We start from the raw sequence: 15,359 nt of genomic DNA on the forward strand, positions 1-15,359 counted from the left end.
GTACGTTATGGATAAGGAATTACAAGATGCCGTTTCATTTTTTAATAGTGAAACGGCCTATAAGAAATTGTTCAGGGAGTTTAAAAAGAAATATGAATCACTGGGGAGAATCGGCGGAACCGTTCCAACCAGACTGTTTACCGAAGACGAACTGGAGGTAATTGGCAGCTTTTTTGGGATACCTGGGTCGAAAATGGCCGCAAAAGGATCCATTTCTATTGAGGGGTTTGAACGACAACTGGAAAACACCCGCTTCAGTGATATTGGCTTGAAGCAATTGCTTGATGCGTTTTTTGGTGAAGAGATTATTTCCAACAAACAGCGGAAGCAGGAGAAAGAAGCGAATTTGCGCAGGTTTGTGGAAGATCTTAAGGAGCGGTATGGTCGGTTGGCATTTTGGTTTGATTTTTTGCTGGAAAACGCCGGTGAGGTTCGCTGGATTTGGACGCTAATCGAACGGGAGCCGGACTGTTTTGCGGAGATGGCTGGCCGGCTGCGTGATGCTTGGAGTCGACTGCCAGCGTCACCGGAGCGGCTGCCGATGTTCAGCCAGCGCGTGACAGGTGATCCGCATGCGTTTGACTTGCAGACAGACCAGGGGAAATTGTGGCTGAACGTATTGGCTGTCGAAGCCGGTCAGGCTGTTCCTTCAAACACGGAGGCTATTAATGAGTTGCTGCAGCATTATAACATCTATCGTGATGATCTGCTGAATTATGTCACCTGTGCAGGGCTTTATGCTGAGACAGAAGATGGCATGCATCCTGTGTGGAAAGCCGCGGTTCGTGAAAATACCGTACAGATTGTACCGATTCGGGAGCTTGTTGTTTTGACGAATATTTATCCAGCTAGCGGATCAGATGTCTGGATTGTGGAGAACTCCGGTGTTTGTGCGACATTGCTGGATTATCGGCCGGGTGTCCCAATTGTCTGTACCAATGGCCAGTTCACGCTGGCTGCATTGATGCTGCTGGACAGGCTTGTGGAGTCGGGATGTGTCTTGCACTATGCAGGTGATTTCGACCCGGAAGGTTTGGGCATGGCGCAACGGCTGCTGGAGCGGTACCCAACAGGATGTGTCAAATTATGGCATATGGATCGGGAAGCATACGTCGCAAGCAATCCGGTGATAAAACTGTCCGAGGAGCGGTTGGAGAAGTTGAATCGGATTGAGCATGAGGCGCTGGCGGAAGTGGCTGAGGTAATGTATGAAAAAGGCAAGGCTGGCTATCAGGAAGCGCTGGTGGAACAGATGGTGGAAGATATAAAATGGTGAATTTGAAAAATAAATCAAAGCCTTTGTGATAAGATTATCAATAAGTATACACCCATCCCTAAACATTCACCCGCCCCCACCCGATATAATAGGAAACGGCAAAATCCATGACGATATTAATATAACAATTAACTCCAGAGGTGAACAATATGCGAATTGGCGGTCTGGCATCAGGTATGGATATTGATAAGATGGTTAATGACCTGATGAAGGCGGAGCGGATGCCGCTGCAGAATATGGAACAGGATCGTACGTGGCTGACGTGGCAGCGTGATGCGTACCGCGAAGTGAATAAAAATTTAATGGAGTTCCGCTCACAGCTGACGGATATGAAGATGTCGACTACATTCCGGGCACGGACAACTTCTTCAACGAATAGTGATCTTGTTACGGCAAGTGCTACCAGTGCGGCAAGTCAGTCGTCTTACAACATATCGGAGGTTAGTCAGCTTGCAAGTGCTGCGACGAAGGTGAATAATAATAGTATTTTTGATACCAATGACCCATCTTCTATTGATACGAGCAAAAGTCTTAAGGAACTGGAATCGAAATTTGTTTACAGCTCTTTTGATTGGAAGCAGGGCAGTGTCAAGTCAGAATCCATCTCAGTAAAATCGGACAACAATCAGTTTTCGCTTAATTTGCAAGCAGGTACGAACATAACTGCTTTAGATAATATGTCGGTTCGGGTCGGTAATGAGTATTATACGGCAGTGAAAAAGGATCCGGGTAAAACGATAGATGATTATGATTTGGCTGAAAATGAAGTATTGGTCGATATCGGCACAGGTGAATTAACGTTTAAAGACAATTTGTCCAAGGGCTCGGACATAGAAGTTAAATACGTTACAGATTATCAAGTAGATACGATGACGACACCTGAAGAAGGAACGACGATTAAGCTTTCGAATGAACAGATAAGTAAAGGAAGTGTCTCATTAACGATAGGTGATGACGATAACTATACGATAAATGACTCGGGAAAGGTCATTAATGACGGAGTTGAGGTCGGAACCATTAACTATGATAAAGGCATCATAACGATGAACGATGAGCACGCTATAGCTGCTGATACGGAAGTTAAGGTTAAGTACAACTATGACTATATCAACTTCGGGATAGGTGCGCATACCGAAGAAGGATTCAAAGATGAAATTTTCAACATTAAAGCCAGCCAATCATTTGATTCCATGGTCAGTGAAGTCAATCGGGCAGACAATGGTGTCAGCATGTTTTATGACGAGATGACAGGTCAGATATCGTTAACACGGACGGAAACAGGTAATTTTAACGATAGTGGAGATGAAATTAAAACGTCAGGTGACTTTGCAATAAACCAACTAAATTTTAGTGATACGACGGAAGAAACCGGCGGACAAAATGCAAAATTCACTCTAAACGGCTTGACGACAGAAAGAACTTCCAACTCATTTGAAGTTTCCGGCGTAACGTTTAATCTGAAACAAGAATTCAGCGGTGAAAATGTAAGGGTGAATATCACCAATGACACGGAAGCGGTTTTTGAAAACATCAAAGGGTTTGTCGAAAAGTATAATGAGCTGATTGGAAAAATACAGGACAGGCTGCAGGAAGAGCGGCACCGGGATTATCGACCACTTACGGATAAACAGCGGGAAGCCATGACTGAAAGACAGCAGGAATTATGGGAAGAAAAAGCAAAGAGTGGCATGCTGCGTCGTGATCCCATTTTATCGGGTGCGCTAAATGATATGCGGCGTGACTTTTATACACAGGTTGAAAACAGCGGAATACCGTCCGGGTATGATCAGCTTGCCAGTATAGGTATCAACACAACGTCCAATTATCTTGAAGGTGGAAAACTGGAGATTAACGAAGCGGAATTAAAGTCTGCCATTCAGGATAACCCGGAAGCTGTTGAAGAGCTATTCACGAGTGAAGGATCTTCCTACAATGAAAAAGGAATTCTGCAGCGCATGACGGATTCTGTTAACCAAGTGATGGATCAGATAACGGAAAAAGCAGGTAACTCGTTGATGGCAGAAAACCAGTACACAATGGGCGAGCGTCTGGATAATATGAATGAACGTATCAGTGCATTTGAAGACCGCTTAGTCCAAATAGAAAACCGTTATTGGCGTCAGTTCACCCAGATGGAGAAAGCGATCCAGCAAATGAATTCACAGTCTAATTTCCTCATGCAAAATTTTGGTTGACCTTAAATAATAGTAAAGCCTCATTCGTCTTAGTGAATGGGGCTTGATAACTTGATATACACACAAAACGAGGGTTTAAAATGGAAAAATATATCGATGTCATGAAACAGGTTTCAGACCTACTGGAAACTGTCGACGAAGGCCTGCAGCATACACAAACATTGCTGAAACAAGGGAAATTTGAAGCGAGCATTTCTTTATTCAGCGATATTGTCCAGGCATTCTCGACGATTGAAAAATCTGTGCTTAACTTGCCGGAAGCATTATTGACAGAAAAAATGAAGTCTTTAACGGAGAAAGTCAGAAATGCGCTGGATAAGGCTGTCGAAGCATATGAGACAGCAAAATATGATGATGTCCGGGAATTACTGCAGTTCACATTACTGCCGGCTTTTAACAGTTGGAAAGAGGTATTGGATAGCAAATTTACACCGTATGTTGTTTCTTGAGAAAATAGTAGCATAAAATTATGAAAATCAATTGGCAGTATTAACAGTTGGTATTCAAAAATTTGCCGTCTTATCCGATGGGACGACAGTCGGAAATCCAAAGTTCCTCTTGAAAGAAGAAAAGAAATTGAAACGAGCGCAAAAGAAACTTTCCAGCATGAAGCAAGGCTCAAATAATTGGAAAAAACAACGTCAAAAAGTGCAGCAGTTGCACGTAAAAATTGCTAATCAGCGCCGTGACTTTCTCCATAAATTAAGCTACCGTCTTTCAAAAACTTAATTTGTTTTTGTAGAAGACCTGATGATCCAAAATATGATGAAAAATCGTCATTTGGCAAAGGCGATTCATGACGCCGGGTGGGGTGCTTTTTGTAATATGCTCGCATACAAATGTAACAACAACGGTGGAGAACTTGTAAGAATTAAACCGCATTATACCAGTCAGGATTGTTCCGGCTGTGAGGCGCGTGTGAAAAAATCTCTGTCTGTCAGAACTCATGTATGCAAGTCATGCGGCACCATTTTAGACCGCGACCATAATGCCGCCATCAATATTGAAAAAGTTGGACTGGCTCTTTTGGGTCTGTGTCCAACCGCATAAATAAATTGTTCCAACTGTAGGGCAAGGTCCTGTCCGATCAGTATAAACAAAGCCCTTGGAGATGATGTAAGACTCAGTTCAATAGAACAAAGCGATTGTCTATGAATAGGGAAGCTCCATCAAAATCTTTGATTTAGGTGGAGAGGTTCACCACCTGGTCCTAATTATGCTACATTATACATATCAACCATTAAATCGGAGGTACATATATGAATTCATTGTTAAAAGATAAAAATATCGTTGTGATGGGTGTGGCAAATAATCGTAGTATTGCCTGGGGCATTACGAAATCGCTTCATAATGCCGGTGCGAATCTTATTTTCACCTACCGTCAGGAGCGTTCCAAGCAGAAATTGGAGAAGCTTTTGGACAAAAATGATATCGAACCTCAGTTGGTTGTTTCCTGTGATGTGGAGGACGATGACAGCATCATCAATGCATTTCGGGAAATCGGCGACAATGCTGGCACCATTCACGGCTTGGTCCATTCGGTTGCATTTGCGAATACTGATGAACTGAAAGGTGATTATGTAGATACATCCCGTGAAGGTTATCTGATGGCGCAAAATATCAGTTCCTACTCACTTGCTGCCGTAACCCGTGAGGCGCGCAAGTACATGACAGAAGGCGGCGGTATCGTCACTCAAACATACCTTGGATCCGAACGCGTTGTCCCAAACTATAATGTGATGGGGGTTGCCAAGGCGGCACTGGAAGCAAGCGTGCGTTATCTTGCTGAAGATGTCGGTAAAGATGGCATCCGTGTCAATGCTGTCTCAGCCGGGCCTATCCGTACATTATCGGCCAAGGGCGTCTCGGGCTTCAACGAAAAAATGTCGGTCGTGGAGGAAAAAGCACCGCTTCGCCGGCAGGTCGATCAGGATCAGGTCGGGGATGCGACACTGTTTTTACTGAGTGACTTGGCACGCGGTGTCACTGGTGAAGTGCTGCACGTTGACTCCGGATTTCATATTGTGACAGGTGCTTGACCCTTGTCATTATAGGCGGGCATTCCTACAGGGAGTGCTCGTTTTTTTATGTCTTAAAGTCACGAATAAGGACACTTGCGCTTTTGAACCTTTTATCCCCTAAATGAATTACAAGCCACTAAACCGTTCTGCATATTATACGATACAAGCATACATCTCACTTCTTTGTCTATCCGCTATTAAATGCAGCTTCAAAAAGGCAATGAACAAAAATGCTACTAAAGGCTCAGCAAAGATTTGTACCAGAAAGTAAAATACAAACATTCGTTCGTATTTTTAGTATTAATTGTGCTATACTACCAAACAAGAGCTGTTCTCCCGGGCGGATAAACGGCTGAAGCATCCCTGCCGTCAAAGGGGGTGAGGCTTCTGAGTATGTTTGAAGTATTCATGGTACTGATTGGTTTCGGTACCATGTTGATAGGATTGCTCGCGCTAATCGTGGACTTGATCAACAGAAAATAGACCCCTCGGAATCCTGAGACGGAACAAAAGAGAGGTCTATTCATGAAAAGCCGTCCCGCTGCGGGAACAGCTTACCCGACCACAGTGCATGCTGTGGTCTTATTAATATATGCAAATCTCTTCCTACATTATACCTAGAAGTGGTGATTCTGAAAAGCGAAAAGAATAAGGTTTAATGGTGTATATAAGCAATATGTAAAACAACATCATAATGTTATGAAGAAAAAAGTTCACAAAAAGTTCAAAAATTATTATAAAAATAAAAAGCATCAAAAAATAGTCTATTTTCCACCAAACATTGACTTGATATTACACGAATCGACATCGTTCTTAATTAAAATTGGTTGAATTTTCAAAGTTCGACAAAATCAGTCAAGGGCAGTCACTTATTGACCAGTGTGTATAATAGAAGAGAACATGAAATAAAAAGGGGGGAGAAATGTTGTGTAATGATGAATGGAAAAGGAGTTCATTTTTAAACATAGTGCAACTGTATGAAAAAGAGCTTTTTTATTTTGTTGAAAAACTAGGACTTTCGAATTACTACGCTGAATATTTTCAAGAAGGCGTATATGGATTATGGGAAGCGTATAAATCATTTGATTCAACAAAAGGCGATTTTTCAGCATGGGTGAACAGTAAAATGACATTTAGAATGACAAATTATTTCTGGCAAAATAAATACCGTTTTCAACAGAGTCAAATGTTGTCCAATTTAATGCACTCAGGTACGGGAAACCGTTTGGCTGTCAATCATTCATATCATTGGAGCAAGATCCAGACGAAATTAACGGTTAACCAATGGAAATGGCTTCATTTTCACATCATTTCAGCGAACCCACCTGTACAAGAGCGCAGAACAGGAAGTGTGGAAAGGCTGTGAAAAACGGGGAAACACTAAGATAAAATGCAACTGAGTATTTCCCGGGCAATAGACCATACACAAATGGGCACTCGTTACTGTTGAAGCAGTTGTCGGGTGCCTTTTTAGTACTTTTGTCCTGAAATATCGTGATGAAACGCTAAAAGAATAAGCATATTTGACCGATATACCAAGTGAACGGCTTTTGCAGTCCTTTCCCGTGACACCGATTAATACATAGGCGTAGACCTTAGTCAATCTTTCCCATAGCAGCTTAAAAAATACCCGAGGGTTGTAACAGAAAGATAATTGATGACATACAGGGCTGTATGAACAAATCAGAAGTTAATTTATTTAAAGGGGGAAGAACATGTTTCGAAAGTTTAAATTCCGAAGTGTTAAAATCGGTTGGAAGTATGGTTTTATACTAATCTTGATTTTTGTTATGATCGGCGTTTCAACAGCAGTGGTTTCAAAGCTGATTGATGATATCGGTGATGATGTCGATGTCCTGGCAGAGGAAGGGGACCGGGCAATTGCACTGACGGAAATGGGATCTTTAATCCGTTCAAAAGGTATCCGGATTGCTAATTATCTGCAGGAACCTGACTCGGAGATCATTGAAGAATATGACCAGCAGCGAGAAACCCTCGATACTCTAAAATCCGAGATGGAGCCCCTGATGAACACACCGGAACAGCAGGATCTGTTTGAAAAGGTTGTGGCTAATGATGAACGGATGGATGAAATGTTCCATGAGTATATCATTACTGCCATTGATAATGATAAGCCGATGACTGCAGGGGATTACGTCACCCAGGCGGATAACATGCGTACAAAAACAATTGATTTGCTGGAAGATTTACGGACGATTGTCAACGAAGAACGTGATGCTTCGGTTGCCAATGTCATCGACAATCAGCAGCTTACATATATCGTTCAGGTGGCGTTGATTCTGACATCAATTATTATTGGCGGTCTCTTGGCATACTGGGCAAGCCGACGGGTTTCGCGCAACTTGCATAAAGTGGTGATGGTCAGTTCACGTATTGCTGATGGGGATCTAACGGTAAAACCCATCGATTACAAAGGTGATGATGAAATTGGAAAGCTGGCTTCTTCAGTTAATCAGATGAGCAAGAATCTCCGAAATATCATCCAGCAAGTATCGAATGTATCAGAAACCGTAAGCGGGCAGAGTGACGATTTAACCCATTCTGCAAATGACGTGAAGACAGGTTCCGAACAAATTTCTGCCACCATCGAAGAACTGGCATCAGGCTCCGAAACACAAGCTAACCATGCAAATGAGATGTCAGTGGCGATGAGCCGTTTTACGACAAAAGTTCAGGAAGCCAATGAAAAGGGCGAACAAATCCGAAACGCTTCCAGCGAGGTTTCTTCCATGACTGAAGAAGGCAGTCAATTAATGGAAACTTCTTCCGAGCAGATGGCAAAGATAGATCAGATCGTTAAAGATGCCGTGCAAAAAATGGAGCATCTGGATGAACAATCGCAGGAAATTTCCACACTTGTAAATGTCATTAAAGATATTGCTGATCAAACCAACCTGCTGGCACTAAATGCTGCCATTGAAGCAGCCAGAGCGGGGGAACATGGAAAAGGGTTTGCAGTAGTTGCCGATGAAGTACGGAAACTGGCTGAACAGGTATCTGACTCGGTATCAGATATAACGGGAATTGTTGCGAATGTCCAGGAAGAGTCAAGTCATGTAACCGAATCCCTGAAAAGCAGCTATCATGAAGTGGAACATGGTACACAGCAAATTAAAACAACGGAAGAAACGTTTGAAGGGATTAATTTGTTTGTGACTGAAATGGCCGGAACCATTCAGTCGGTATCCGATCATTTGGCTGATATGGCAGCCGGCAGTCAGCAAATAAACAGTTCGATTCAGGAAATTGCAGCGGTGTCAGAGGAATCTGCTGCCGGCGTTCAACAAGCGTCAGCGTCTTCACAGCAAACGAGCAGTTCGATGGAAGGTGTTGCAGCAAGTGCAGAAAATCTTTCCATATTAGCAGAGGAGTTAAACGGGCTGGTCAGCCGATTTAAGCTATAGGGCACAAGATGTAATTTGAAGCATTTGTTTAGGATCAATTGAAAGAAGTGATCACAAAAAAGGAGATCTCTATTATTCGGCAGGGGATCTTCTTTTTTCTTTGATTGATCTGATGTGCTAGATTGATCTGATATGCTATATTGGACTATAGACTTTCAGAAGCTTTCCGCGGGACAAAACTATCGGATTTGTCGATTCGTCATGCTTTTCAATATTTCAAGTGTCAGAAAGGATTTTCAGACAATGGTCAACGAGGATTCGAAAAAACTATATCGATTTCTGCTGGTCGCAGGGATTGTCATTGTGGCATTCAATCTGCGTCCGGCGATTACATCTGTCGGTCCGCTGATCGGTATTATCCGAGATGATATCGGGCTGTCAAACTGGAGTGCAGGGTTACTGACCAGTTTGCCGCTGATCGCTTTTGCGCTCATGTCACCAGCAGCTCCAAAACTGGGCAACCGGTATTCGAATGAACGGATATTGTTATTAGGCCTTATTCTGCTATTTATTGGGATTTCTGTCCGTTCCATTTCAGTGATCGTCCTTTTGTTTATCGGAACGTTATTTGTCGGGCTGGGAATTGCGATTTGCAACGTGCTTTTGCCCGGTGTGATTAAAGAAAAATTTCCGGCAAAGGTCGGCTTAATGACGAGTGTGTACTCGACGGCCATGGGGGTTTTGGCAGCGTCAGCTTCAGGGCTGAGCATTCCGTTTGCTCAAGGCCTTGATATGGGGTGGCAACTGGCATTGCTTGTTTGGGCAATCCCGGCTGTTCTGGGAATAATCGTTTGGATGTATCTGTCCCGAAAAGATGAATCGGATGATGAGTCTGACATTAGATATGTGAGCACGGGAGATAATCAGATGTGGAAATCACCACTTGCCTGGCAGGTTGCTTGTTTTATGGGATTGCAGTCATTTTTGTTTTATGTGACGATTTCATGGCTGCCGGAAATTTTACATGATTACGGCGTCTCGATGACAACGGCGGGATGGATGCTGTCATTTGCCCAATTTGTCGGGCTGCCTGCCAGCTTTATTGTTCCAGTTTTGGCCGACCGGCTGCGTTCGCAGCGCAGTATTGTGTTTGTCATGTTTCTGTGTGCATTTGTCGGTTATGGCGGATTGCTGATTGGTGAATCGTATACCGTTATGGTGATTAGTACGATTCTCATTGGAATTACATTAAGTGGTGTGTTTGCGCTTGCACTGACTTTTTTGGGAATGCGCGCACGCAATGCCCGGGATGCTGCGGCATTATCCGGAATGGCACAGTCGCTTGGATATACGCTGGCAGCAGTTGGGCCGATGTTTATCGGCTACTTGTATGATGTGACCCACGAATGGTCGATACCGCTCATGACATTGATGGGTGTTGCCATTTTAGTGATGACGTTTGGCATGGGTGCCGGGCGCGATCGGTATGTGTTGGATTGATTTTAATTGGATGTGACATAGATGCAGCATGAAGCCTATACGATTAAAAATTTATATTTTTGGCGGATTACGCTCAGCCTGGCATTGGCATCATTTTTTGTTTTTGCGGGGATGTATGCCGTACAGCCGCTTTTCCCGCTTTTTGTAAAAGAATTCGGCGTGTCGGTTTCTGCTTCAGGGCTGGCACTGTCGATGACAATCATTGGCCTGATTGCCGGGCTGATTGTGCTTGGGTTTTGGTCCGATCGCAGCGGGCGTACGATTTTTATTAAACTATCACTTGCAGGTGCCTCGATTCCGTTTCTAATCATACCTTTTTCGGACTCGTTTCTGCTGCTGCTTGTTTTGCGGCTTGCGCAAGGGTTCGCGCTTGCGGGCCTTCCGGCGGCTGCATTAGCCTATTTGAATGAAGAGATTGATAGGCGCAGTGTGCATGTGGCAACAGCGCTGTACATATCAAGTAACGCACTTGGCGGCATGGTTGGACGCGTGATGACCGGCTATATCACCGACCATTTTTCATGGGAGATTGCTTTTTACGTGCTTGCGGTGATTGGTTTGGTCGTTTTGGCAGCGGTTATGTTCATGCTGCCGCAATCCCGTTTTTTCACACCGAGCCCATTGCCGTTTTCAAGTGATCTGAAGGCGTTTGTCTTTCATTTGAAAAATCCGGCATTACTGCTGATCTTTGGTCTTGGGATTGTTTTGCAATTATCATTTACCGGCATTTGGACGTATTTGCCGTTTTACCTTAAAGCACCACCGTTTTCGCTGTCACTGGAAGCCATATCATACATGTTTTTTGCTTATGGATTGGGTGTCATCGGGTCACCTGTTGCGGGCTGGCTGGCAGGGCGTTTTCGCTTGAGAACCATCCGGCTCATCGGTGTATTTGTTATGGCGGCAGGTTTTCTGATCACACTTGGTTCTGCTTTATGGATGATTGTCGTGGGGCTTTGTGTCGCGTGCCTTGGTTTTTTTACGGCCCATTCATTAACAGCGTCATCAGTCAGCGAGGAAGTCACACATCATAAGGGAAGTGCTTCCAGCTTGTATCTGGTTTCCTATTATATAGGCGTTGCCCTCGGAAGTTCCGCGCTCGGGCCTTTATGGACCAGCTGGGGCTGGATGGGACTCATCATCGTGCTGGCATGTATCCCTGCTTTCTATGTCGTGTTGATCCGTTTGATGCAAGGCAGACAGAAAAAACAGGCTTCCTGACATTAGTCGGGCACATTAAAAACAGGAAATCGCTCAAAAATGGCGATTTCCTGTTTTTAGTATCAATTATTTTTCATCATGCCCGGAATCTCTGTCAGATCGATTCCCCATGCCACAGGGAGCCAGAAATAAATGGCCAGGGCAACTAATAATATCCCGAAAAGGTTCAAGGCAAAACCTGCTTTGGCCATGTCCGGAATCCGCAAATAGCCTGAACCGAACACAACGGCGTTTGGCGGTGTTGCCACAGGGAGCATGAATGCACTGGATGCGGCGACACCTGCTGCAACCATTACCGTGAATGGATGGACACCGAGTGCAACGGCAAGTGATGCCATAATTGGATACATCATATTGGCTGTTGCAGTGTTCGACGTGATTTCTGTCAGGAAAATGACCATGCCGGTTACAACGAGCAGCACGATGAAGAGATGGATACCTTCCAGTACGGTAAGCTGGTTGCCAATCCATTCGGACAGCCCTGATTCCGTGAACCCGCTTGCGATGGCCAGACCGCCGCCGAACAGGAGCAGGATGCCCCACGGGAGTTTGACAGCTGAATTCCAGTCCAGCAAATGATCACCTGCTTTATTTTTGGCCGGAATGATAAACAGGATAATGGCCGCTGTCATGGCGATGATCGCATCATTAATATTTGCATTCACAAATTCAGTTAAGATAAATGAGCGGGTAATCCATGCCAGTGCGGCAAACGCAAATACAGTCAGCACAGCTTTTTCTTCGAAGGATGCTTTGCCAAGCTCGTTTTTTTGCTCCTGAATAATCTCCCGTCCACCGGGAAGCTGATTGATTTTTTGCGGATAGGCGACTTTCACCAGATAAAACCATATAACGAATATAAACAGCCAGGCAACCGGTACCCCAAACAGCATCCAGCCGGCGAATGAAATCTCTATTCCGTACATATTGCTTACCACCCCCGCCAGTGCGGTGTTTGGCGGTGTGCCGATCAGGGTCGAGATGCCCCCGACCGAAGCGGAATAGGCAATGGCCAACATGAGTGCTTTTCCGAATCCGAAGTTTTCCTTGGATGTATCAATCGTGTTATCATCTTTCAACTGGTCGGAAACCTGATAAATAATCGCAAGTCCGATTGGCACCATCATCATCGCCGTGGCCGTATTGGAAATCCACATTGACAAAAACCCGGTTGCCACCATGAATCCGAGAATAATTCGCTCTGTATTGGTACCAATAACCGAAATAATATTCAAAGCTATCCGCCTGTGAAGATTCCATTTTTCCATAGCCAGAGCAATCATGAAACCGCCCATGAACAGAAAGATGGTATCATCGCCATATGATGATGTCGTTGGTCCGATGTCCAATCCACCTGTCAGCGGAAAAAGAATGATTGGCAAGAGCGATGTGGCCGGTATCGGGATGGCCTCGGTCATCCACCAGACAGCAATCCACAGCGTGCTCGCAAGTACAGCCTGTCCGGCATCCGAAAGTCCTTCTGGCTGGAAAAATAATAAGGTCAGGATAAAAAGAACAGGTCCTGAGATTAATCCGATCCATTGTGCGGGTGTGTAGGAACGGTTATTGTTCCCGCCATTCGTTTCTTTTGTGCTGTTGGGATTCGTACTGTCCGAACCGAGTTTTGCATCGTTCGGCCGCACGAAAAAACGCAGTAGTTCTTTTGCCTGGTCATGTTTGTCCCATAACCAGTTCCATGCCGCAGTAAGCATACAGTTCCTCCTTTTTTGTAATAGCTCTATTAATCTGTATGGTTGATTGATAGTTTCGAACGCTTACATTCTACTGGCTTGTGCACGCTTCCCTGTCTACTCATTCTTCGCTGCCTCCAGGGTCTGGACTTCCTTGCTCGTCATGAAGTATCGCGTCTTCCACTTCAATCAACTTTTCAATTAAATTCCACACGTCATTAACAGAGATTTTACAATTAGAAATAATAGTTCAAAAAATGAAATCGATAACAACGATCGAAATCCATTATAAATGAAAAATTCTGCAGCAGGCAAATTTTACTGGATATGCTATTATTTATATAATGCGGAAATGATGTTGGAATAATTGCTTAGCATCACGAAATACCATATAATAGCCTTAATGTAAAAGTGTAAGGTTCTCTGCTGAAGTATCCAATAAGTCGGAATATATCTATACAACAAAACGATGTTCACAGGTTCTATTATTTCGATGGCCCAGCCGGTTTACCCATATGCCGGCCTCCCAAATGCCAGCAGTTGGTTAAAAGCGACATCAAGAATCCGACCAGTTAACGTGGGAAAGGCTCCCAAATGCTTGCAGCTGGTAAAAAGCTGCCAAACTGCTGCAGGCCGTGAAAGTCTTTAAGGGGTTGACGTCATGAACCTTACCCAGCCAAAAGTGCATGTTCCTGCAACCAGGATGGAAAAAATCTTTCATGCTGCATCACTCGTGCTGCTTACCGCGACATTTACATATGTCATCCTGAAATATGCAAGTTTGCCGGATACCATTCCGATTCATTTTAATGCACAAGGTGAAGCTGATAATTGGAGCGGCAAAGGCACCATCTTTTTGCTTCCGGTCATTTCGCTCCTGATGTTCATCGCACTCTATTTTTTAAACAAAGTACCACACATATACAACTTGCCGGTCAACATAACGGAAGAAAATGCGCCACGGATTTACCCGATTGCCCGTACCATGATGGCAGTGTTCAACTTTGAAATGGTAGCGATCTTTTCGTATCTGACATGGGACGTGATCAATGCGGCTGAGGGAAACGCAACATTGGGCGTGTGGTTTATTTTGGCTGTGTTTATCGTCCCACTTGGTACGATCGCACTTTTTATCCCGCCTATGCGGCGCCGCCAGTAACCCGCGATTCGTTTGATTGCGTAGTCTTCACGAAATATATTACAATTATCTGGATGATGTTTGAGAAGTGGGTTGATGGATTTGCCGAAATATGTTTGGTTATTGGTGATTGGAACGGCCATTAATGTGACGGGAGCCTCATTTTTATGGCCTTTGAATACCATTTATATGCATAATGAACTCGGCAGGACACTTGCTTTTGCCGGGTTCATTTTGGCGTTAAATCAGGGCGCATCAATTGTCGGCAATCTGGTCGGTGGTATGCTGTTTGATAAATTCAGTGCCTATAAGACTGTCCTGATCGGAACGGGAACTGCATTTGTTTCAGCTGTCACCCTGGCTTTTAATCACAGCATTGTGCCTTATTCGATTTTGCTTGTGGTGATAGGTTTCAGTGCTGGTATGACGTGGCCGGTCATGTTCGCCATGGCCGGATCGGTTTGGCCTGAAGGCGGCCGGCGGGCGTTTAACGCGGTTTATGTGTCCCGGAATGTTGGGGTGGCGCTCGGTGCTGCCCTGGCAGGCTACATCGCCGATTTTTCATTTGACTACGTTTTTATCGCGAATGCGACCATGTTTGGCCTGTTCTTCGTTTTTGCCCTGACAACTTACCGGCAAATGGATACGGTACGGGATAACCGCATGCATACATCGGTCATTGAGCAAACGCAGGAAATCAAAGATAAATCCGCATTTATTGCATTGATTATATTGTGCAGCGGTCTGATGATCACTTGGATTGCCTACAGTCAGTGGCAGTCGACCATCGCTTCCCATACCCAGGATATCGGGATTCCGCTCGATCAATACAGTTTGCTATGGGCGATGAACGGGTTTCTGATTGTCGTTGGCCAGCCGCTGATCAAATGGGCCACAAACCGGATCCCTTCCGAAAAAACGCAAATCTACGTTGGCACGACGATCTTTCTTG

General features: G+C 44.5%; 13 protein-coding genes and 1 pseudogene. 13 read left to right on the plus strand and 1 reads right to left on the minus strand.

Features of this window, described 5'->3' with window-relative positions; genetic code table 11:
- Positions 1-7: 7 nt before the first annotated feature.
- From VK080_RS09065 to VK080_RS09115, 11 genes and pseudogenes are all read left to right on the plus strand, one after another.
- Positions 8-1,276: a TIGR02679 family protein gene (locus tag VK080_RS09065; RefSeq protein WP_324224445.1), complete on the plus strand. Its 1,269-nt coding sequence runs from the start codon at positions 8-10 to the stop codon at positions 1,274-1,276.
- Positions 1,277-1,425: 149 nt separating this feature from the next.
- Positions 1,426-3,471 (plus strand): flagellar filament capping protein FliD, encoded by a 2,046-nt coding sequence (gene fliD, locus VK080_RS09070; RefSeq protein WP_324224446.1) that lies wholly within the window; start codon positions 1,426-1,428, stop codon positions 3,469-3,471.
- Positions 3,472-3,551: 80 nt separating this feature from the next.
- Positions 3,552-3,920 carry a hypothetical protein gene (locus VK080_RS09075; protein WP_324224447.1) on the plus strand — a complete coding sequence of 123 codons (369 nt, stop codon included), beginning with the start codon at positions 3,552-3,554 and terminating at the stop codon, positions 3,918-3,920.
- Between the two features lie 31 nt (positions 3,921-3,951).
- Positions 3,952-4,200, plus strand: a complete 249-nt coding sequence (locus tag VK080_RS09080; RefSeq protein ID WP_324224448.1) for a transposase — start codon at positions 3,952-3,954, stop codon at positions 4,198-4,200.
- A gap of 15 nt (positions 4,201-4,215) precedes the next feature.
- Positions 4,216-4,521 (plus strand): annotated as a pseudogene (locus VK080_RS09085) (RNA-guided endonuclease InsQ/TnpB family protein); the annotation flags it as partial.
- Between the two features lie 209 nt (positions 4,522-4,730).
- A complete protein-coding gene (gene fabI, locus VK080_RS09090; RefSeq protein WP_324224449.1) occupies positions 4,731-5,510 on the plus strand; it encodes an enoyl-ACP reductase FabI in 780 nt (259 codons plus the stop codon).
- 375 nt (positions 5,511-5,885) lie between these two features.
- Positions 5,886-5,975, plus strand: coding sequence for a putative holin-like toxin (locus tag VK080_RS09095; RefSeq protein WP_324224450.1), 90 nt, complete (start codon positions 5,886-5,888; stop codon positions 5,973-5,975).
- A gap of 439 nt (positions 5,976-6,414) precedes the next feature.
- On the plus strand, positions 6,415-6,858 hold the full coding sequence (locus VK080_RS09100; RefSeq protein WP_324224451.1) for a sigma factor: 444 nt from the start codon (positions 6,415-6,417) through the stop codon (positions 6,856-6,858).
- Positions 6,859-7,207: 349 nt separating this feature from the next.
- Positions 7,208-8,917, plus strand: coding sequence for a methyl-accepting chemotaxis protein (locus VK080_RS09105; RefSeq protein WP_324224452.1), 1,710 nt, complete (start codon positions 7,208-7,210; stop codon positions 8,915-8,917).
- 243 nt (positions 8,918-9,160) lie between these two features.
- On the plus strand, positions 9,161-10,357 hold the full coding sequence (locus VK080_RS09110) for an MFS transporter (protein ID WP_324224453.1): 1,197 nt from the start codon (positions 9,161-9,163) through the stop codon (positions 10,355-10,357).
- Between the two features lie 21 nt (positions 10,358-10,378).
- Positions 10,379-11,578 carry an MFS transporter gene (locus VK080_RS09115; RefSeq protein WP_324224454.1) on the plus strand — a complete coding sequence of 400 codons (1,200 nt, stop codon included), beginning with the start codon at positions 10,379-10,381 and terminating at the stop codon, positions 11,576-11,578.
- A 62-nt stretch (positions 11,579-11,640) separates the two neighbouring features.
- On the opposite strand, the gene VK080_RS09120 is transcribed toward VK080_RS09115, so the two are convergent.
- Complete coding sequence (locus tag VK080_RS09120) at positions 11,641-13,290, minus strand: DASS family sodium-coupled anion symporter (RefSeq protein ID WP_324224455.1); 1,650 nt, start codon at positions 13,288-13,290, stop codon at positions 11,641-11,643.
- A gap of 640 nt (positions 13,291-13,930) precedes the next feature.
- Here VK080_RS09120 and VK080_RS09125 point away from each other — a divergent pair.
- Together VK080_RS09125 and VK080_RS09130 are read left to right on the plus strand one after the other, a co-directional pair.
- Positions 13,931-14,428, plus strand: coding sequence for a DUF1648 domain-containing protein (locus VK080_RS09125; RefSeq protein ID WP_324224456.1), 498 nt, complete (start codon positions 13,931-13,933; stop codon positions 14,426-14,428).
- A 75-nt stretch (positions 14,429-14,503) separates the two neighbouring features.
- A partial coding sequence (locus VK080_RS09130; RefSeq protein ID WP_324224457.1) for an MFS transporter occupies positions 14,504-15,359 on the plus strand: 856 nt, incomplete at its 3' end.

It is taken from the genome of Lentibacillus sp., assembly GCF_035301925.1.
In the GTDB taxonomy this organism is placed as follows: Bacteria; Bacillota; Bacilli; order Bacillales; family Amphibacillaceae; genus Lentibacillus.